Annotated in this window: 18 protein-coding genes and 1 pseudogene; 6 read left to right on the top strand and 13 right to left on the bottom strand. The window is 66.5% G+C overall.

Annotation, left to right across the window (positions count from 1 at the left end):
* Nucleotides 1–363: 363 nt before the first annotated feature.
* From DEF76_RS04405 to DEF76_RS04385, 5 genes are read right to left on the bottom strand one after another with little or no spacing between them, the layout of a single operon-like run.
* A complete protein-coding gene (locus DEF76_RS04405; RefSeq protein ID WP_114911288.1) occupies nt 364–1,089 on the bottom strand; it encodes an ABC transporter ATP-binding protein in 726 nt (241 codons plus the stop codon).
* A complete protein-coding gene (locus DEF76_RS04400) occupies nt 1,086–1,820 on the bottom strand; it encodes an ABC transporter ATP-binding protein (protein ID WP_114911287.1) in 735 nt (244 codons plus the stop codon). Before DEF76_RS04400 ends, DEF76_RS04405 begins: the two co-directional genes overlap by 4 nt.
* Nucleotides 1,817–2,695, bottom strand: coding sequence for a branched-chain amino acid ABC transporter permease (locus tag DEF76_RS04395; RefSeq protein WP_114911286.1), 879 nt, complete (start codon nt 2,693–2,695; stop codon nt 1,817–1,819). The genes DEF76_RS04400 and DEF76_RS04395 overlap by 4 nt, the downstream gene beginning before the upstream one ends.
* Entirely contained in the window at nt 2,692–3,561 is an 870-nt protein-coding gene (locus DEF76_RS04390; protein ID WP_114911285.1) for a branched-chain amino acid ABC transporter permease, read from the bottom strand. The genes DEF76_RS04395 and DEF76_RS04390 overlap by 4 nt, the downstream gene beginning before the upstream one ends.
* 6 nt (nt 3,562–3,567) lie before the next feature.
* Nucleotides 3,568–4,698 (bottom strand): ABC transporter substrate-binding protein, encoded by a 1,131-nt coding sequence (locus DEF76_RS04385; protein WP_114911284.1) that lies wholly within the window; start codon nt 4,696–4,698, stop codon nt 3,568–3,570.
* 130 nt (nt 4,699–4,828) lie between these two features.
* Here DEF76_RS04385 and DEF76_RS04380 point away from each other — a divergent pair, with 130 nt between their 5' ends.
* The 3 genes and pseudogenes from DEF76_RS04380 (at nt 4,829) to DEF76_RS04370 (ending at nt 7,563) form a co-directional block, all read left to right on the top strand.
* Nucleotides 4,829–5,752: an SMP-30/gluconolactonase/LRE family protein gene (locus DEF76_RS04380; RefSeq protein ID WP_114911283.1), complete on the top strand. Its 924-nt coding sequence runs from the start codon at nt 4,829–4,831 to the stop codon at nt 5,750–5,752.
* Nucleotides 5,753–5,892: 140 nt separating this feature from the next.
* Nucleotides 5,893–6,611, top strand: a pseudogene (locus tag DEF76_RS04375) (IS5 family transposase); the annotation flags it as partial.
* A gap of 149 nt (nt 6,612–6,760) precedes the next feature.
* A protein-coding gene (locus tag DEF76_RS04370; RefSeq protein WP_114911697.1) for an IS5 family transposase occupies nt 6,761–7,563 on the top strand; the annotation gives its coding sequence in 2 pieces (ribosomal slippage) (nt 6,761–7,088 and nt 7,088–7,563; 804 coding nt in all).
* Nucleotides 7,564–7,635: 72 nt separating this feature from the next.
* Here the strand turns inward: DEF76_RS04370 and DEF76_RS04365 are convergent.
* Both DEF76_RS04365 and DEF76_RS04360 read right to left on the bottom strand, forming a co-directional pair.
* Entirely contained in the window at nt 7,636–9,102 is a 1,467-nt protein-coding gene (locus DEF76_RS04365; protein WP_114911282.1) for an alpha,alpha-trehalose-phosphate synthase (UDP-forming), read from the bottom strand.
* 386 nt (nt 9,103–9,488) lie between these two features.
* Nucleotides 9,489–10,235 (bottom strand): hypothetical protein, encoded by a 747-nt coding sequence (locus DEF76_RS04360; protein ID WP_114911281.1) that lies wholly within the window; start codon nt 10,233–10,235, stop codon nt 9,489–9,491.
* Between the two features lie 113 nt (nt 10,236–10,348).
* Between DEF76_RS04360 and infA the strand changes: the two genes are divergently transcribed.
* The 3 genes from infA to DEF76_RS04345 are packed head-to-tail and all read left to right on the top strand — an operon-like array spanning nt 10,349 to nt 12,292.
* Nucleotides 10,349–10,567, top strand: a complete 219-nt coding sequence (gene infA / locus DEF76_RS04355; protein WP_025860133.1) for a translation initiation factor IF-1 — start codon at nt 10,349–10,351, stop codon at nt 10,565–10,567.
* A 25-nt stretch (nt 10,568–10,592) separates the two neighbouring features.
* Nucleotides 10,593–11,195: a Maf family protein gene (locus DEF76_RS04350; RefSeq protein WP_114911280.1), complete on the top strand. Its 603-nt coding sequence runs from the start codon at nt 10,593–10,595 to the stop codon at nt 11,193–11,195.
* On the top strand, nt 11,192–12,292 hold the full coding sequence (locus tag DEF76_RS04345) for a ribonuclease E/G (RefSeq protein ID WP_114911279.1): 1,101 nt from the start codon (nt 11,192–11,194) through the stop codon (nt 12,290–12,292). Before DEF76_RS04350 ends, DEF76_RS04345 begins: the two co-directional genes overlap by 4 nt.
* A gap of 20 nt (nt 12,293–12,312) precedes the next feature.
* Here the strand turns inward: DEF76_RS04345 and DEF76_RS04340 are convergent, their stop codons facing one another.
* The 6 genes from DEF76_RS04340 to dnaN form a co-directional block, all read right to left on the bottom strand.
* Nucleotides 12,313–12,657: a hypothetical protein gene (locus tag DEF76_RS04340; protein ID WP_114911278.1), complete on the bottom strand. Its 345-nt coding sequence runs from the start codon at nt 12,655–12,657 to the stop codon at nt 12,313–12,315.
* A complete protein-coding gene (locus DEF76_RS04335) occupies nt 12,654–13,595 on the bottom strand; it encodes a sterol desaturase family protein (protein ID WP_240319103.1) in 942 nt (313 codons plus the stop codon). The genes DEF76_RS04340 and DEF76_RS04335 overlap by 4 nt, the downstream gene beginning before the upstream one ends.
* On the bottom strand, nt 13,592–14,602 hold the full coding sequence (locus tag DEF76_RS04330; RefSeq protein ID WP_338025787.1) for a YncE family protein: 1,011 nt from the start codon (nt 14,600–14,602) through the stop codon (nt 13,592–13,594). The genes DEF76_RS04335 and DEF76_RS04330 overlap by 4 nt, the downstream gene beginning before the upstream one ends.
* 25 nt (nt 14,603–14,627) lie before the next feature.
* A complete protein-coding gene (gene gyrB, locus DEF76_RS04325) occupies nt 14,628–17,063 on the bottom strand; it encodes a DNA topoisomerase (ATP-hydrolyzing) subunit B (protein ID WP_114911277.1) in 2,436 nt (811 codons plus the stop codon).
* Nucleotides 17,064–17,166: 103 nt separating this feature from the next.
* Entirely contained in the window at nt 17,167–18,381 is a 1,215-nt protein-coding gene (recF, locus tag DEF76_RS04320) for a DNA replication/repair protein RecF (RefSeq protein ID WP_114911276.1), read from the bottom strand.
* Between the two features lie 25 nt (nt 18,382–18,406).
* The gene (gene dnaN / locus DEF76_RS04315; RefSeq protein WP_114911275.1) at nt 18,407–19,531 is read right to left on the bottom strand and encodes a DNA polymerase III subunit beta; all 1,125 of its coding nucleotides are present in this window, start codon (nt 19,529–19,531) and stop codon (nt 18,407–18,409) included.
* Nucleotides 19,532–19,723: the final 192 nt, after the last annotated feature.

Genomic DNA, 19,723 nt, shown 5'->3' with positions numbered 1-19,723 from the left:
TGATTGAACCATCCTGTTCAATCAAAGCCGGCCAACGTGCTCGCCAAAATAGGTGTAGAGCGTGATCGACTTATACCAGCCAGCCGAAAGAATGACACGTCGCTTGAAGACGGTTGGCTGGTATCTTTTTGATGTTGCGCGCAGCCGCCACACCAACCCTGCGCGCATACCGGTCAGCGATTTCGCTGACCGGTATTAAACCGATCGCGCTCTAGAGCCTGTGATCAACCAGGGTTTGATTTTCGGGTATGGCTTGGGATTCCCAAGAATGCGTTTGTGTGATGAATGGCCGATTGGCCGCGCAGAAAGCCGGACAAACGTCTTTTTGCTTCTTTTTCTTCAGAAAAAGAAGCCTTTCGATCGTCAGAACAGCGCCATCAAGCGGGCGTGATCGGCGAGATCGGCAGGCACGCCGGCAAACACGATGCGCCCGGATTTGAGCACCGCGACGCGATCGGAAACCGCGAAGGCCTCGGCGATATTCTGTTCGACCAGCAGGAGCGCCATCCCGCGCTCGCGCTGCAAGGCGCGGAGCGGGCGCAGCAATTCCTGAAACGTCTTCGGGGCCAGCCCGATCGAAGGCTCGTCGAGGAGCAAAATGCGCGGACGTGAGAGGAGCGCGCGGCCGATCGAGACCATTTGCTGCTGCCCGCCCGACAATGTGCCGGCGCGGCGGCCGTAAAATCCGGCGATCGCCGGCAAGACGCCGAGCACTTCCTCAATCCGTGCCTTGGCCTCGCGCCCCTCAAGCCGCGCCGACCACAACGCGAGGGTAAAATTTTCAGCGACCGTGAGCCCGGGAAAAACACCGCGCCCTTCGGGGACAAAGGCGACGCCGGCGGCGGCCATCGCTGCCGGATCGGGAGGGATCGGGCGATCGTCGAGCCGGATTTCCCCCGCCGTCGCCCGATGAAGGCCAAACAACACCCTGAGCAGCGTCGATTTTCCCGCCCCGTTATGGCCGATGAGCGAGAGAACCTCGCCGGCGCCGAGCGCAAGATCAACGCCCGCGAGCACCGCCCGCCCGCCATAGCCTGCGGTGATGCCGCGTGCCGCGAGCGCCGGCGTCGCGCTTGCCGCCATGCTCATGCCCGTTCGCCGAAATAGATCGCGGCGAGCTGCGGGTCGGCGAGGATCGTCTCCGGTGCCCCCTCGGCGAGTTTGCGGCCCTGATCGAGAAACACGATGCGATCGGCGAGTTCGATGACGATGTCGAGATTATGCTCGATGAGGCAGATGGTGACGCCGCTCGCGACGGCGCGACGGAGCAGCGCCGAAAACCGCGTCCGCGAGGCGGGGTCAAGGCCGGAGGCCGGCTCGTCGAGCAGCCAGATGCGCGCGCCGGTCGCGAGGATGCGGGCAAGCGAGAGAAATTTGCGCTCGGCATAGGCGAGATCGGCAGCATCGGCGTGCGCGAGCGGCGAAAGCCCGGTCGCCGCCAGCGCCTCCGCCGCCCGCGCTTGCCGCGCCGCCTTGCCGCCCGGCTGCCAGAACCAGGAGGCCGGCTCGGTTGCCGCGAGCACATTGTCCGCAACCGACATGCGCGTGAAAAGCCGGAGATCCTGAAAGCTCCGCGCGATGCCGAGGCGGGCGATGGTGTGCGGCGCGCGCCGGCCGATCGCCTGCCCCGAAAGCGTGACATGGCCGGCGTCGGGCGCGAGGTGGCCGGTGATGAGGTTGAACAAGGTCGTCTTGCCGGCGCCATTGGGGCCGACCAGGGCGGTGATGATCCCGGGCGCGAGATCGAGATCGACCCCGTCCACCGCGGCGATGCCGCCGAAGCGCCGCGTCAGGCCGCGCACCGCAAGCAGCGCGCTCATCGCCGCCCACCCGCCCGCCCGGCAAGGCCGGCGGGGCGAAAGATCATCAGCAAGGTCATCGCGAGACCGTAAATGAGCTGCTGCACGGCGCCGATATCGGTTGGCGGCAGGCCGGGGATGAAAGTCAGCGCGGCAGGAAGGGCGAGCAGGAGCAAGGTTCCAAAGAGCGGCCCGGCGAGCGTCCCGGCGCCGCCGATGATCACCATCGCCATGATCAGCACCGATTGGTCGAGGGTGAAGCTTTCGACATTGACGAAGGCTTCCTGAAACGCAAACAGCGCGCCGGCGATGCCAGCAAAGGCGCCGCCGAGCAGCACCGCAAGCGTCTTGAGCAGCGGCACGTTTTTGCCGAGCGCCTCCGCGGCACTTTCCGAGTCACGCAGCGCCATCAAAGCGCGGCCGAAACTGCCGCGCATCAGGCTGCGCACGACGACCATCGCAAAAACCAAAAAACCAAGGCAGACGATGAGAAATACCAAAGGATCGGCGAGGGAGACGCCAAACAGCGTCGCTGGCGGAATCCCGACCAGACCGCCGAGTCCACCGGTGATGCCGCTTGCCTCGGTGAAAACCGTCGTTGCCATCATTTGCAGGCCGAGACTCGCGATAACGAAATACTCGCCCCGCACGCGCAACGCCGGCAGCGCCAGCAACGCCGAAAGCGCGCCCGCGATCGTGGCGGCGGCGAGCGCGGCAAGCAGGATATCGGGCGCGAGATCGAGCGCGACATGCGCGCCGGCATAGGCGCCGAGGCCGAAAAATACCGCGTGCGCGACACTGAAAATCCCGCCATAGCCGATCAGAATGTTGAGGCTCACGCTGAGCAGGCCAAAGATCGCGGCGAGCTGCGCGAGATTGAGCAGATAGGCGATCATCGCGCCACCGCCGCGCCGAATAGGCCGCTCGGACGCACCAGGATGAAGACGAACAGCACGACGAAACCGGCGGCTTCGCTCCACTGCGTGTCGAGAAAGGCGACGACCATGGTTTCAACGATGCCGAGCAAAAGCCCGGCCAGCGCCGCGCCGCGCAAGCTGCCGATGCCGCCGACGACGGAGGCAGCCAGGCTGATCAGCATGACATGCGCGCCGACGCCCGGCGAAAGGCCGGTGGTCGCGGCGCCCAAAACCGCGCCCGGCACCGCGAGCGCCGAGCCGAGCGCGAAGGCGAGTGCCGAGAGCCGGCGCGCCGAAAGGCCGAAAGCGCGCAGAAGATCAGGATTTTCCGACAATGCCCGAAGCCCGATCCCGGTCCGCGCGCGGGCAAGAAAGCTTCCGAGCAATGCGAAAAGCACGATCGCGACCGCGATCGCGACCCAAAAGACCCGCGCGATATAGAGCCCCGGGAGAATTTCATGCGCGCGCGTCAGCGGCGTCGAAATCACGACGAAAGCGCGGCCGAAGGAAAGTTCGATCAAGCTCTGGACCACGATGACGACGCCGAAGGCGGCGACGAAAACCGTGAAGAAGGCGCCGTGATGGCGCTGGATCGGGCGATAGACGGCGCTTTCGAGAAAGAGGCCGAAACCGATCGCAACCAGGAGCGCGAACAGGCCGCCGAGCGGCCAGGCAAGGCCGAGGCGGCTTGCGAAGACGAAGGCATAGCCGGCCAAGGCATAGGTCGCGCCATGGGCAAAATGGAAGATACGCGTTGCGCCAAAGATCAGCGCGAACCCGGCCGCGGTCAAAGCATAGAGCGCCCCGGTCTCAACCCCAGAGACCAGCAATTGCACATACAGCATGCGCGATCAGCCGGTCGGCACCAATTTGCCGCCCTTGAGTGTGTTGACGACGATCTTCATCGAAATATCACCGAGATCGTCGAACACGCCCTCGCCGCCGACGAGCGCGAAGCGGCGTGTCGCGAGCAGTGCGGCGCGCAGCGTATCGCCGCCCACCGGTTTCCCCGCTTTCTCCAGCTGTTGCGCGAGAAGCGCGAACAGCCGCACCGCGTTGTAGTAATTCTGGTTATAGGGGGTGGGATCGCTGCCATATTGCGCGCGCCAATCGGTGACGAAACGCTTGGTGATGGGGTCATCCAGCGTCCAGTCGGCGGCTTGCGCGGTGAGGATCAACCCCTCCGCCTCCGCGAGGTTGCGCACCGAGGGAATGGCGGCGCCGGAATAGGTCAATAAGGGCTGGCCGATGCCGGCATCGCGCAATTGCTTGATGATCTGCGCCTGCTGCGCGCCATAGGAGGCGAAATAGACCGCATCCGGCGCGAGCGTCCTGATCCGCGCCGCGATCGCCGAGAATTGCTGATCGGTGGGAGAGATCGTATCGGCGGCGACGATCTCGCCGCCAGCGGCGGTGAGATCGGTTTTCAGTGCCTTGTAAAGCCCGTTGCCGAAAGGGTCGTTGACATAGATGAGGGCGACGCGGCGAAGCTGGTGCGCCACGAGGAACGGCACCAGCACCTTGATCTCATCGGGCACCAGCGGGATCACGTTCCAATAATAGGGTGAAAGCCCGGCGAGGTCGGGGCCGACGCCGCCGCCATTGACCATCACCACCTTGGCGCGCGTGCCGATCGGCGCCGCTGCCTTGGAAACCCCGGTAAAGCCAACCAGGACATAGAGCGCGTGATCGACATTGACGAGCTTGTTCATCCCGACGGCGCCACCTTGCGGCGTGCCCTCGCTATCCTCGGCGCGCAGCAGCAGCGGCCGCGACAGCATCTTGTCGGCGGTGACGTGCTTGACCGCCATCGCCGCCCCAGCGGTGAAAATCGTGCCGTATTCGGCATTCGCCCCGGCCATCGGGAACAATGTGCCGAGGACATAGGCCTCCTCGGCGCGGGCGCGGTGCTGCGCAAGCAGGCTTCCCGCGAGCGGCGCGGCACTCGCGGCGAGCAGCGTGCGGCGTGTGATCCGGTTCATTTTCGTGTGTTTCCCCCTGCTGTGGCGAACGCCGTGGGTGGCGCCTCTTTCCCCGCCCAACAAATCGGATACTCTCTCCCCCGTCAATCAATCATCGCTCGTGACTATCACTCTGGGGGAGAAAACGCTGATGGAGCAGATCGAGATCATGGCGCGGGGCTTGCGCTTTCCGGAAGGGCCGGTCGCGCTCGCCGATGGGTCGGTGGCGCTGGTCGAGATCGCCCGCGGCACGGTGAGCCGCGTCGCACCGGATGGCAGCATCACGGTCATCGCCGAGACCGGCGGCGGGCCGAACGGCCTCGCGGTCGGGCCGGACGGGGCCTATTACCTCTGCAATAATGGCGGCTTCGAATGGGTCGAGCGCGAGGGGCTGACGCTTCCGGTGGCGCAAGCCAAAAATTACACCGGCGGGCGCATCGAGCGCGTCGATCCCGCGAGCGGTGCGGTGACGACGCTCTATGAGAGCTGCGGCGAGCGTCGCCTGCGCGGGCCGAACGACATCGTGTTCGATCGCGAGGGCGGGTTTTATTTTACCGATCTCGGCAAGGTGCGCGCGGCCGACCGCGATCATGGTGGGGTCTATTACGCCCGCGCCGATGGCAGCTTCATCACCGAGATCGCTTATCCGGTGCTGACGCCGAATGGCATCGGGCTTTCGCCGGATGGCAAGACCGTCTATGTCGCGGAAACCGAGACGGCGCGGCTCTGGGCGTTCGACCTCGAAGCCCCCGGGATGGCGCGCAAGGTGCGTTTCCCGCTGTCGCCGCATGGCGGGCGGCTGGTCGCCGGTCTCCCCGGCTTTCAGCGCTTCGATAGCCTCGCGGTGATGGCGTCCGGCAATGTCTGCGTCGCGACCCTCAATACCGGCTACATCACCGAAATCGCCCCGGATGGCGCGGTGGTGCGGCAGGTGAAAATGCCGGAAGCCTATCCGACCAATATCTGCTTCGGCGGCCCCGATCTTCGCACCGCCTATATCACCCTCTCCGGCACCGGCCAGTTGGCCACCATGACCTGGCCGGAGCCCGGTCTCGCGCTCGCGTTCGGGCGCTAGAGCAAGGTAGGTTTTGATTGAACCATCCTGTTCAATCAAAACCGGCCAACTTGCTCGCCAAAATAGGCGTAGAGCGTGATCGACTTAGAGCCCCTTTCAAAACCGCTTGTACCTTGATTCAATTTGATTCATGAAGGGGCATGCCCGCGCCCCAACTCTCCGACAGCCTGTGGTCGATCCTCGAACCCTTGCTCCCTCCGCCGCGCCCGCGGCCAAAGGGTGGCCGGCCGCCGATCTCGGCACGCGCCGCGCTGACGGGCATTCTGTTTGTGCTACGCAGCGGCATTCCCTGGGAGATGTTGCCTCGCGAGATGGGCTGCGGCTCTGGGGTAACCTGCTGGCGGCGCCTGCGCGACTGGCAAGCGGCCGGCGTTTGGGAGCGGTTGCACCGCGAGTTGCTGCGCCGCTTGCAAGACGCCAACCGCATCGACTGGAGCCGGGCCGCGCTGGACAGTTCCGCCATCGCGGCAAAAAAGGGGGTGCCGCGACCGGGCCGAACCCGACCGATCGGGGCCGTCCCGGCACGAAACGCCACCTCGTCACGGACCGTCACGGTATCCCGCTCACGTTCGCCCTGACCGGGGCCAATGTGCATGACAGCGTGCCCTTCGAGCAGATGCTCGATGCGATCCCAGCGATCCGCGGCAAGCGCGGCCGGCCGCGGCGCAGGCCGAGAAAGCTGCACGCGGACAAGGCCTATGATCATCGCCGCTGCCGCCGCGCCTGCCGGCAGCGAGGCATCACGCCGCGCATCGCCCGGCGCGGCGTCGAGACCAGCGAGCGTCTCGGCCGCTATCGCTGGGTCATCGAACGCACCTTCGCCTGGCTCAATCGCTTCCGGCGTCTCACCATCCGCTACGAGCGGCGCATCGATATCCACAGCGCGTTTACAAGCATCGCTTGCTCCCTCATCGCCCTCCGGGCTCTGGAGGGAAGGTTTTGAAAGGGACTCTTAGAGCCCCTTTCAAAACCGCTTGTACCTTGATTCAATTTGATTCATGAAGGGGCATGCCCGCGCCCCAACTCTCCGACAGCCTGTGGTCGATCCTCGAACCCTTGCTCCCTCCGCCGCGCCCGCGGCCAAAGGGTGGCCGGCCGCCGATCTCGGCACGCGCCGCGCTGACGGGCATTCTGTTTGTGCTACGCAGCGGCATTCCCTGGGAGATGTTGCCTCGCGAGATGGGCTGCGGCTCTGGGGTAACCTGCTGGCGGCGCCTGCGCGACTGGCAAGCGGCCGGCGTTTGGGAGCGGTTGCACCGCGAGTTGCTGCGCCGCTTGCAAGACGCCAACCGCATCGACTGGAGCCGGGCCGCGCTGGACAGTTCCGCCATCGCGGCAAAAAAGGGGGTGCCGCGACCGGGCCGAACCCGACCGATCGGGGCCGTCCCGGCACGAAACGCCACCTCGTCACGGACCGTCACGGTATCCCGCTCACGTTCGCCCTGACCGGGGCCAATGTGCATGACAGCGTGCCCTTCGAGCAGATGCTCGATGCGATCCCAGCGATCCGCGGCAAGCGCGGCCGGCCGCGGCGCAGGCCGAGAAAGCTGCACGCGGACAAGGCCTATGATCATCGCCGCTGCCGCCGCGCCTGCCGGCAGCGAGGCATCACGCCGCGCATCGCCCGGCGCGGCGTCGAGACCAGCGAGCGTCTCGGCCGCTATCGCTGGGTCATCGAACGCACCTTCGCCTGGCTCAATCGCTTCCGGCGTCTCACCATCCGCTACGAGCGGCGCATCGATATCCACAGCGCGTTTACAAGCATCGCTTGCTCCCTCATCGCCCTCCGGGCTCTGGAGGGAAGGTTTTGAAAGGGACTCTTAAAGCGATCGCGCTCTAGGCGGACTATCGGGCCGGCGCTCCGGCGCTGGCCCGACCGCCATTCAATTGATGGCGTTCGAGGGCGTGTGAAGCGCCGGCGTATGACGCGGGGCGAGCGGCTTGGCGTGGGGCGGCGCCACCTGCGCCGTCGGCTTGCTGGCGCTTTGCACGAGCACGCGAAGAAAGCCCAAACCCCAGTCGAGCGGCGAGTTTTCGGTGACCGCCTGCCACATGGCGCGCCAACGCGTTTGCCGCTCGCGAAGATCCATGGCCAGCGCCCGGGCGATCGCCTCGGCGATCGCGTCGGGATCGTTGGGGTTGACGAGCAGCGCCGCGTCGAGCTGCTGCGCAGCCCCAGCAAAGCGCGAGAGGACGAGGACACCCGGATCCTCCGGGTCTTGCGCCGCGACATACTCCTTGGCGACCAGGTTCATGCCGTCACGGAGCGGGGTCACCAGCCCGACCCGGGCGGCACGCATATAGCCGGCGAGCGTAGTGCGTGGCCCGCCTTTGGTGATCAGCCGGAGCGGAGACCAGTCGGGATCGCCGCATTCGCTATTGATCTCGCCGGCCAGTTGCGAAAGCTCGGCGCGGAGCGCCTGATAGCTCGCGACATCCTGGCGCGAGACCGGCGCGATCTGCAGGAAGGTTACCCGCCGGTGCCAGGTCGCCTCGGTCTCCAGGAAGCGGCGATAGCCGGCAAGGCGCTGCACCAGCCCCTTGGTCGGGTCGAGCCGATCGACGCCCAGGATCAGACACTGCCCGCCGAGGCTGCGCCGCAGCCGCTCGACGGTCGGGCTGCGCGCGGCGCGGAGGGCGGCGGCGGCAAACTCCTCGGCGTCGATTTCCGCAGGGAACACCCCGAGCTGGACGCGCCGGCCGTCGATTTCGAGGCGTTCGGCGGCGATCTGGCGGGCGCCGGTGAGGGTCGTCGCGGCGGCCGCGAAATTGCGGAGATCGGCGCTGGTCTGAAAGCCGATGACATCCGCTTGCAGGAGGGCGGCGATCAATTTCCCCGCCGGCGGGGCGAGAGCAAGGATTTCCGCGCTTGGGAACGGGATATGGAGGAAGAAACCGATCGGGTTGGCAACACCGCGGGCGCGCAGCAGCCCCGGCAGCGGCAGGAAATGATAGTCATGCACCCAGACCAGATCCTCATCCTGGAGCAGGGGCACGAGCGTGTCGGCGAAGCGGGCGTTGGTCGCGAAATAGGTCTCGGCATCGCCACGGTCGAACCGCATCATCTCGGGGAGCGAGTGGAGCAGCGGCCACAGCACGCCATTGGCGAAATTGGCGTAATACCCGTCATGCTCGGCTTTGCTGAGATCGATGGTGGCGTAGGTGACGCGGCCGGCATGGCTGATGCGCGCCGGCTGCTCCGCCGCTTTCGCGGCGGTCGCCCCGCTCCAGCCGAACCATACCCCGCCCTCGCGCTCGAGCAAGGGCTGCAGCGCGGTCGCGAGCCCGCCTGCCTGCGCCCCTTTTTCCGGGAGCGGCACACGGTTCGAGACGACGAAGAGCCTATTCATTTTTTCCCCTCTCATTGCCATGGCTCCGCTCACGCGACCCTCCCCTTGCGCGCGCCAGGCGCAGGGAGCATGACCGCAGACAGCCCACCGATGAACGGGACGGGGAAACGCGCCCGGTCTGGGCGAGCCGGTTCCCCATCACGGCCGCGAACCCCCCGGACGGGGGCGCGGCAGGCTGGCCGGAAGGGCGCGGACGCCCCGATCAGAGACGAGAGGCCGGCATCACGCGCGGCGGCTCGACCTGAACGCCGAATGAACACTCTGTTAGCTAAGCAGCGCGGGCGCATCGGACAACCCCTGACTTCACTCTTCATGGTCTATCCAAGTCTCCGATTGCGGCGGCCTTATGGCGCAAGCGGGGCGGCGGCGCGGCAAATTGGCGGCGGTTAGCCTGAGCGCGCCGGGATCTCGGCGGCGGGATCGAGGAGGCCGGTCGGGGCGAGTAAATTCAATGTGAGGGTGGTCGGGACGGGGCTGAGGCGGGCGGCAACCTTGGCGCGCACGGCGGCCAAAGCCGCCTGCCAGGTGCCGGGGCGGGGCGGGCGCGGCGCGGCGTCGGCGAGCGGTCCCCCCTGGCGCCAGGCGAGATAGTCGGTCCAGATCAGATGGCGAGACAAGGTGCTCGCTTGCGGCGGCGACGCGACACGGGCGAGGCGGAGCACGGTGCCGCGCCCGGGCGCGTCGAGAATCGTATCGAACCCCGCCCCGGCGCTGCCCTTCCAGGACAGCATTTCGACCCCGAGAATGCCGAGCCGGGCGCCATCGGAGCCAATCACCGCGACGAGATCGAGCGGGCCGCGCGCGCGCGAAGCCGCCTCGTCGGGCTCGCCGGCGAACGCCGCGAGCAACATCTCCCGCCCGGCCAGCGCCAAGACGACGATGAGGCGGGCGCGCCGAGCGGGGAGCAGGATCGGCGTCGGCCGGCCGGCGAAATCAAGGCGGAGATGCTCGCCCGCGATGCTGGCCTGAAACGGTGTCGGCGGCGCCCCGGGGTCGATCCGCAGCCTATCGCCCGAAGACGGGCCGAGCGGCGGCGCAGCGAGCGACGCTGCGATCGCGGCGGCAGATCGGCCGGCAGCAAACGGGAGGGCGAGCAGGGCGCGGCGCGTCGGCGTGGTCGGGAGGACTGGCATCGCCGCAGGATGGCATGAATTTGCGCCGCGGCAACGACCCATCGCCGGCAGCGCTTGACCTTCCCGCCCGGCGAGATCATCTTCCGCGCCAACGCCAGTTTTGCAGAGGCCTGATGTCAAAAGAGGATATGATCGAATTCAGCGGGACGGTCACCGAACTCCTGCCGAACGCGATGTTTCGGGTGAAGCTCGACAACGAGCACGTGATCCTCGCCCATACCAGCGGCAAGATGCGCAAGAACCGCATCCGCGTGCTGGCCGGCGACCGGGTGAACGTGGAGATGACCCCCTATGACCTCACCAAGGGGCGGATCACGTTCCGATTCAAATAACCTACCGGTCTCCCTCGCCCGGCTCATGAGCCAGTCTACCGGTGAGAGCGAAACAGAGCTGATTCTCGCGTCGGCAAGTGCGCGGCGGGCAGCGTTGCTCGCCCAGATTGGCGTAACACCGGCGCGCATCGTCGCAGCCGACCTCGACGAGACGCCGCGTGACGACGAATCGCCGCGCCAACTTGCGGCGCGGCTCGCGCGCGCCAAAGCGGCGGCGGTTGCGGCGGATTTTCCGCAGGCGTTCGTGCTTGCCGCCGACACGGTCGTCGTCGCCGGGCGGCGCATCCTCGGCAAACCCACGGATGGCGAGGCGGCGCGGCTGACGCTCGCGCGGCTTTCGGGCCGGCGGCATCGCGTGTTCGGGGCGGTCGCGCTGCGGGCGCCGGATGGGCGCTGGGGCGAGCGCCTGGTCGAGAGCCGGGTCGCCTTCGCCCGGCTCGATGCCGCCGAGATCGCGGCTTACATCGAAAGCGGCGAGTGGCAGGGCTGCGCCGGCGGCTATGCCATTCAGGGTCGCGCCGGCGGCTTCGTGCGGTTTCTCTCGGGAAGCTACAGCAACGTCGTCGGTTTGCCGCTGTTTGAAACACGGCAATTGCTGCGCGGCCTTGGCGGGCGGCGTTTCGGGTGACGCTCAGCCTCCGCGCCGCTGCTTCCCCGGGAGAAGTGCGCATCGCGCTCACCGCGGCCGGCGGCGCCTTGCGCGATTACGCCCTCTGGCGCCCTGGCGCGCCGGACGGGATCGGCGATGTGCATGGCGGGCGGGTCATCGCGCGGGTTTCGACAATGGCGGGGGTGTTCGTCGCTCTCGCCGCCGGGGTGGAGGGGTTTTTGCCCGATACCGCCGGCGGCGCCGGGCTCGAGGCCGGCGCCCTGATCGCGGTGCGGATCACGCGCGCGGCGCAAGGCGGCAAGGGGCCGCGTCTTGCGCGGCTCGACCCGGCGCCGGCCGGGCTCACCCGTGTCGGCCTCTGGCAACCCGGCCCGAGTCCGCTTGCCGAACTCGCGCAGCGTTACCCGGACGCACCGATTTTGACCGATGACCCGGCTCTCGCCGCCGCTCTCAGGGGCGCTTTCGGGGCGCGTATTGCGCGGGTCGCGAAAGCTTTCGATGCCGCGCTCGAGGAGCAGGTGGCAGCGCTGGCCGAGCCGGTCGTGACGCTGGCCAACGGCGTGCGGGCGCATTTTTGCCCGACGCCCGCCTTGACCGCGATCGATCTCGACGCCGGCGCGGCAACCGCCGGGCGGGGCGAGAAACAAACCGTCCAAGCGGCGCTGAACCGCGCCCTGGTGCCGGCGCTGGCGCGGCAAATGCGTCTGCGCAACCTCGCGGGCGCCATTCTCGTTGATTTCGCCGGAATGAAAGCGCGCAGCCGGGCAAGCCTCGCGCCCCTGCTCGCCGCCGCGCTTGCCGAGGATCCGCTGAAACCGCGCCTGCTCGGCTTCACGTCACTCGGCTTTGCCGAAATCCTTCGCCCGCGTGTCCGCCCGCCGCTCCATGAGCTGTTGCGCGGCCCACACGCCGCGGGTTTGGCCGCACTGCGAGCGCTGCTCGCCGCGATCAGCGCGGCTCCGGGGCACAGTCAGCGCCTGATCGCGTCCCCGGCGGTGGCCGCGGCACTCGCGGCTGATCGCGTTGCCAGCGAGGATTTCACCCGCCGCACCGGCCACGCCCTCGCCCTCACCAGCGATCCGAGCTTGCCGCTGGAAGGCTGGCGGCTGGGTTGACCGACGCGGCCCGGGCCGGGTCACTCGAACGCTGACGCCAAGGCCGCGCTCAGCTTCGGCGGCGCGCAGGTGACACTGTCATGATGGCTGTCGCGCGCGGCATAGACGATGGTGCCGTCATTGTTGCGGATGAGTTGTACCGCCGCGTCGCCATAAACGGTGCCGGTGGCATCGGCGGAAATCTCGCGCAGGACACGCACCTGGCCGATCATGTCATGAACCCGCGCGATCTCCGTCGCTTCCTCGTAGGTGACATCGAGGCGCATGCCGCGGTTGCAGCTGTAATGCACCACTTGCTGCGGGCCAGTGCACCCGGCGACGAGCGCGAGAGAAAACACCGCCAGCGCGGGAAGGGCATAGCTCATCGGGAGTGTTCCATAATGGTGAGGGCGCGAAACAAGCCGCGCAGGCCCGCCCATTGCTGCGCGAGATAGGAGCCGGAGGCAAGCGCTTCCGGCGCTTTCGGATCCCCCGTCGGGCCGGGCGCGCGGGTGAAATCGGCCGTCCCGAACAGCATGTCCCAGAACGGGAACACGGCGCCATAATTGCAGCTTTTCGTGCCCGCGGCGCGGATGGCATGATGGGTGCGATGGAAAATCGGTGAAATCAGCAGCCGATCGCCAAGCCAGCCGAACGAAAGCCTGGTGTTGGCGTGCGAGAGGCTTTCGAGAAAACGGAGCACCAGCACCAGCACAGGAAATTGCAGCGGCGCAACCCCGATCGCGAGCGCGATCACCCCAAACCACAGCGCGGCGACGAGATCATCGAGCAGATGATTGCGATCATCAGACCAGAACGTCATCTGCCGCTGCGCGTGATGAAGCGCATGCAGCGCGTACCACCAGCGAAAGCGATGCGAGAGGCGATGACGCCAATAATCGGCGAAATCGAGAATGAGGGCATAAAGGAGGAACGTCACCACCGGGTGGCCATAAAGCGCCGGGAACACGCCCTCGAGCGTCGGCGCAACCACACCATGATCGGCGAGCATGCCGGAAAACGCCGCCTGGACACGAAAAAACAGAACGAAGGTGAAAAACGGCAAAATGCCAACGCGTGCAAGGATGGTATAGAACATGTCCGTCCATTCGACGCGATGATCGGGCCAGTGTTCGATCGGATAAAACCGCTCGAGCGGGAGACAAATCAGATACATCAGAAGAACCTGCACCGCGCCGTAGATGGCGAAAAGCGCCCATCCATAGGCAAGATCTTCCCATTGCATGAGATGAAGATGCCAAAGCAGCGGGATCGCCACGTTCTCCGCGATCCAGCCCGCGACGGTGTCGAGCGGGTCGCTCACGGCTGCGTCTCACGCGCAGCGATAGCCCGCGGCAGATGATCGTGCGTGTTGAGCCAAATCCCATGCGGCGAACGCCCGACCTCGATGATCGCATATTTGCCGCTTTCGGGATCGAGCACGGCAACACTATGGGCAAAGCGCCGCGTCACCCAGAGCTTGCCATCGGGCGCGAAATCGAGATCATCCGGCCCGCCCGGCAGGGTGATCTCGCGCGCCACCACCAGGGTTTTAGCGTCGAGCACAGCGATCGTGCCATCGACACGGTTGGTGACGTAAAGCGTTTTGCCATCGGGCGAAAGAAAGAGATTATGCGCGCCCCGCCCGGTCATGACGCGGCGTTCGATCGCGCCCGTCGCGGGATTGACGACGGCGAGACCATTGCCGCCCATCACCGCAACCAGCACCCGCCCATTGAGCCAAAGCACCCCGGCCGGCGTGTCTTCGGTAGCGACGTTCCAACGCACATCACCGCTCGCGAGCGCGATCGCCACCAGCCGGTTCGATTGCTGAACGCTCACGAACGCGGTTTTCGAATCGGGTGAGAAATTGATGTGGCTCGGGAGTGACGCGAGCGCGAGACGAAAGCGCAAATGATAGCTGTCAGCGTCATAAATATCGACGCGGTTGCGCGCCAGCTCCGTCACCACCAGCGTCTTGCCGTCGGGGCTGAATTGAAGCTGATAGGGATCGGGCATCGCGACGCGCCGCACGATCTCGCCGCTGATGGGATCGCAAAAGATCAACTGATTGCCGACCGTGTCGCCGATCAGGAGAAAACGATGATCGGGGGTCAGCGCCATGTGATGCGGCTCGCGCAGCACGGGAACGCGACGGATTTCCTGCAATGTCGTGACATCGACGAGGCTGATCGCCGCCGCCCCGGAATCGATCACGAACGCCAGCCCCTCGGCGCGCGCAGACGGGGTCATCAAGGGAGAACAGGTCAGCGCAACTATGGTCAGACATAGGAAAATCGTTCTTTTTTGTAAAAAAGAACCAAAAAACATTTGTCCCGTCATGCTTTGCCCCACTCTAGACGTCGAGATTGGCGACCCTCAGCGCATTGCCGACGATGAAATCGCGTCGCGGCTCGACGACATCGCCCATCAGCGTGCTGAACACCTCGGCCGCTTCCTCATCGCTGCTGATCCGCACCTGCAACAGCGTCCGCGTCGCGGGATCGAGGGTGGTTTTCCACAATTGCTCGGGATTCATCTCGCCGAGCCCTTTGAAACGCTGGATCGAAAGCCCGCGCCGCCCCTCCGCCAAAATACGCTCGAAGGCGCTGTGGGGGCCAAAGACTGTGCCGCCTTCCTTTTCGAGATCGAGCCGCGCCGGCGCCGCGAAACCGCCGAAAAGACGCGCAGCGCGCGCGGCGAGCCAACGCGCCTCGGCGCTTTTGAGCGCCGTCGCATCGAGGCGATAGCGTTCGGTGACACCGCGCACGGTGCGACCAAACACCAGACCGTCGCCATCGGGCGCGACCACCCAGCCGCGCTCGTTCGCAAGCGAGACCGCATCGAGACGGGCGGCAAAATCCTGCGCCCGCGCCGCGTCATGGACGGCTTCCGGGGAAAGGACGCCGGCGATCGCCGCTTGTTCAAGGAACGCAACCGGCGCCGTCGCCTCAGCGAGGCGGGCCAATCGGTGACTCGCCTCGCGAAGAAACGCCGTTTCCTCCGCCAGTTCCGCATCCCTGAACACCCGGCCGTCGGCATAAGTCAGTCGCGCTTCGGCGAGCGCCTTGCCGACGAGAAACTGTTCGAGGGCCGCGTCATCCTTCAAATAGCGCTCGTCATTGCCGCGTTTCGCGCGATAGAGCGGCGGCTGGGCGATATAGAGATGGCCGCGCGCAATCAGCTCCGGCATCTGGCGGAAGAAAAACGTGAGCAAAAGCGTGCGGATATGCGAACCGTCGACATCGGCGTCGGTCATGATGATGATGCGATGATACCGCAGCCGGTTGATATCGAAGCCGCCCTGCTCGGGATCGCTGCGCCCGATGCCGGTGCCGAGTGCTGTGATCAGCGTCCCCACTTCCGCCGAGGACAGCATGCGATCGAAACGCGCGCGCTCGACATTGAGGATTTTGCCTTTGAGCGGCAGAATCGCCTGATATTTGCGATCGCGCCCCTGCTTGGCCGAGCCGCCGGCGCTATCGCCCTCGACGATGAAGATCTCCGCTTTCGCGGGATCGCGCTCCTGGCAATCGGCGAGCTTCCCGGGCAGCGTCGAGACGTCGAGCACGCCCTTGCGCCGGGTCAGATCGCGTGCCTTGCGCGCCGCCTCGCGCGCCGCCGCCGCATCCATCACCTTCTGGATGATGCCGCGCGCTTCTTTCGGATGCGTCTCGAACCAATGCGCGATCGCCTCCGCCGTCACCGCTTGCACCACCGGCTGGACTTCGGAGCTGACCAGCTTGTCCTTGGTCTGGGAGGAGAATTTCGGGTCCGGCACCTTGACCGAAAGCACCGCCGTCAACCCTTCGCGCATATCCTCGCCGACCAGCGCGAGATTGTCTTTCTTGCCCATGGATTCGGCGTATTTGGTGACGACCCGGGTGAGTGCCGCCCGAAATCCGGCGAGATGGGTGCCACCATCGCGCTGGGGGATGTTGTTCGTGAAACAGAGCATGGTCTCATGGAAACTATCGTTCCAGGAGAGCGCGAATTCGACCTTGATGCCATGCGCGCCGTCATTCGCGTGATGGCTGATCGGCGGGGTGAAGACCGGAGCCTTGGCGCGATCGAGCCAGGTGACGAAAGCATTGAGGCCGCCCTCGTAATGAAAGCGCGTGGTTTGCGGCGGCGAATGGCGCTCGTCGTGCAATTCGATCGCGATCCCGGAATTGAGAAAGGCGAGTTCGCGCAGACGCCGCTCAAGCACCGCATAATCGAACTCGGTCTTGGTGAAGACCTCGGGGTCCGGCTTATAGGTGACCTCGGTCCCGGTCGGCGCATCCGACGGGCCAACTTCCGCAAGCGGCGCCTCCGCCTCGCCACGGCGAAAGCGGATGAAATATTCGCGCCCGTCACGCCAAATGCGGACCTCCATCCATTCCGAAAGCGCATTGACAACGGCGGCGCCGACGCCATGCAGCCCGCCTGAGACCTTATAGGAGTTCTGGTTGAACTTGCCGCCGGCATGGAGCCGCGTCAGCACCACCTCGGCCGCCGAGATGCCTTCCTCGGGATGGATGTCGATCGGGATGCCGCGGCCGTCATCGCGGACGGTAAGGCTGCCGTCACCGTTCAGCGTCACCCGCACCGCATGGGCAAAGCCGGCTTGGGCCTCGTCCATGGCGTTGTCGATGATTTCGGAGGCGGTGTGATGCAGGCCCGAGCCATCATCGGTATCGCCGATATACATGCCCGGGCGCTTGCGCACGGCCTCCAGCCCCCGGAGCACCGAAATCGAGGAAGCGTCATAAAGCTCGGCTTCAGGCAGGGACGCGGCGGGTTTGGTCATGCCGGCAAAATTCTCCAGAAAAATCGGATGATAGGGCCGTCTTTATAGACCGGCGGGCGTGTAAAACCCAGAGGCGGTTGAAAAAGGGCGGCGGCGGGCGGCCTCAGAGCGGCAGTGGCGCGGCAGCACCCCTGGCGTCGGCAGCGGGCAGGAAGCCGGGATCGGCGATCAGCCCGCCGCCGCCGCAATGCCAGCCGGTCGCAGCGTCCGCGAGCGGCAAGAACGGCTCGCGATCGGTCCCGGTCAGAATAATTTGCGCCGGAAGTGCCGCCAACGCCGCGACCAGTGCCGCGCGGCGCCGGGCATCGAGATGCACCATCGGCTCGTCAAGCAACAGGATAGGCGCGAAGCCGCGCACCCGCGCGACCAGGGCGGCGTGGCCGAGGATGACGCCGATCAGCAACGCCTTCTGCTCGCCGGTGCTGGCTTGCGCTGCCGGCAGGTTGCGGGCGGCGTCGTGCAGGGTGAAATCGGCGCGATGGGCGCCAACCCCATTCTGCCCGCTCGCCCGATCGGCGCTGCGCCCCTCGCGCAGCCGCGCGCGCAGCCACTCTTCGACCGCGAGCGCCGGCGCTTGCGCGAGCCGCGCAGCGATCGGGCACAAAAGATCGGCGCGCGCCGGCGGAAAGCCGTCCGGGGTCACGGTCGCCAAGGCCTGATTGAGCCGCCGCAGGACGGCGCCACGTGCCGCGCTGACGGCAACCGCGTGGCGGGCGATCGCGTCCTCGATCGCGGCGAGCCAGGCGGGATCGGCGCCGTGCGTGCGCAGGAGGCGCATACGCGCCGCGAGCGCTCGTTCATGGGCGGCGAGTTCACCGCCATGCGCCGCTTCGAGGGCGGCGACCAGCCGATCGAGAAAGCGCCGCCGCCCGCCCGCCGTCTCCTGAAACAGGCGCTCCATCGGCGGGGTGAGCCAGGCCAGGGCGACACGGGCGGCGATGTCGCCCTGGCTTTGTAGCGCCGCGCCATCGAGGCGAAAAATCCGCCGTGGCTCGGCGGCCGGGGTTGCGGGCGCCGGAACGCCGGTTGCGACAGAAAACTCGCCCTCGCTCCCGACAAAGCGCCCCGCGACCGCGAAGCCGCCCGCGCCCTCGCGGCGGGCGAGATCGGCGCGGCGCGCCCGGCGCAAACCACGCCCCGCGCCGAGCAGCGAAATCGCTTCCAGAAGATTGGTCTTGCCGCCGCCATTGGGGCCGAAAATCGCCGCGATGCGGGCCCCCGCCGCCCCCCCCGGATGCCAGGCGAGATGGGGATAATTGCGGAAATCACTGAGCGTGAGGCGGGTCAGCCGCAGACCGACGCCGCTGAGGCGCAACATCCAGCCCTTTTCAGGCCCCGCGATATCAAACCCGCATCGGCATCAGCACGTAAAGCGCGCTCGCGTCACTGGCATCGCGGACGATCGTCGGCGCGCCGCCATCGGCGAGGAGAAATTCCACCTCGCCCTCGATCTGGTCGGTGATGTCGGTGATGTAACGCGCCTGAAAGCCGATTTCGAGCGGCCCGTTATCGTAATGGACGCGGGTGCCATCGAGTTCCTCGGTCGCCGTGCCGTGCTCGGGATTGGCGGCAGACAGCACCAGCAGATCGCGCGCGAGCGAGAGCTTGACCGGCCGCGTCCGCTCGAGCGAGATCGCCGCCACGCGCGCAACCGCCTCGGCGAAATCCTTTTTCACGACGCGCAGCACCTTGTCGTTGCCGCGCGGGATGACGCGATCATATTCGGGAAAGGTGCCATCGATCAGCTTGCTGGTCAGCATCACCGGGCCGAGGGTGAATTGAATGCGGGTATCGGAAAGGGCTACCGTCACCTGATCGCTGGTCTCCTCGATCAGCTTGCGGAGTTCGGCGACGGTCTTACGCGGCACGATGACGCCCGGCATCCCCTCGGCCCCCGCCGGCAGCGGCTCCTCGACGCGGGCGAGGCGATGGCCGTCGGTCGCCACCGCGCGCAACACCGGCGCGCCCTCGCTCTCGGTCGCGTGCAGATAGATGCCGTTGAGATAATAGCGGGTTTCCTCGGTGCTGATCGCAAAACGCGAGCGATCGATCATCGCCCGCAAGACCCCGGCCGGCAGCGCGAAACGATGCGCGAGACTGCCCGCCGTCATCGCCGGGAAATCCTCGACGGGGAGGGCATTGAGGCTGGTCGCGAAACGCCCGGCGCGGAGCTGCAGCGCGGTCTCGCCGCCAGGATGGCTGATTTCGACCTCGAGCCCGTCGGGGAGCTTGCGGACGATTTCGTAAAGCGTCGCCGCCGGCGCGGTCGCGGCGCCGTCCTGCAATACCGTCGCCGCAACCTCCTGAACCACCGCGATCTCCATGTCGGTCGCGGTCAGCGAAAGCCTACCCTCGCGCGCAACGATCAGGACATTGGCGAGAATAGGCAGCGTATTGCGCTTTTCGACCACGCTCTGGACATGGGCGAGCGCCTTGAGGAGTGTCGCCCGGTCAGCCTTGAAATTCATTGTCCCCATCCCTCAAACGCCGCGACAGCAAGGCGGGCACTCGCCGCCACACTCTGCCAGAAATCAGGGTATAGCAATGGCGCGCGGGGCGCGAAAGCCGTGCCGCCCGGCCAGGGTTCGCCTTCATCGGTGGAAAATGCCATAGTGCCGCCTGGGTGGTCAGCGCCTGGAGGTCGGGCCGCGCCGCCCGCC

The organism is Acidibrevibacterium fodinaquatile (genome assembly GCF_003352165.1).
In the GTDB taxonomy this organism is placed as follows: domain Bacteria; phylum Pseudomonadota; class Alphaproteobacteria; order Acetobacterales; family Acetobacteraceae; genus Acidibrevibacterium; species Acidibrevibacterium fodinaquatile.
The sequence above is the reverse complement of the archived record's forward strand: the minus strand, read 5'-3'. Positions and strand labels throughout refer to the sequence as shown.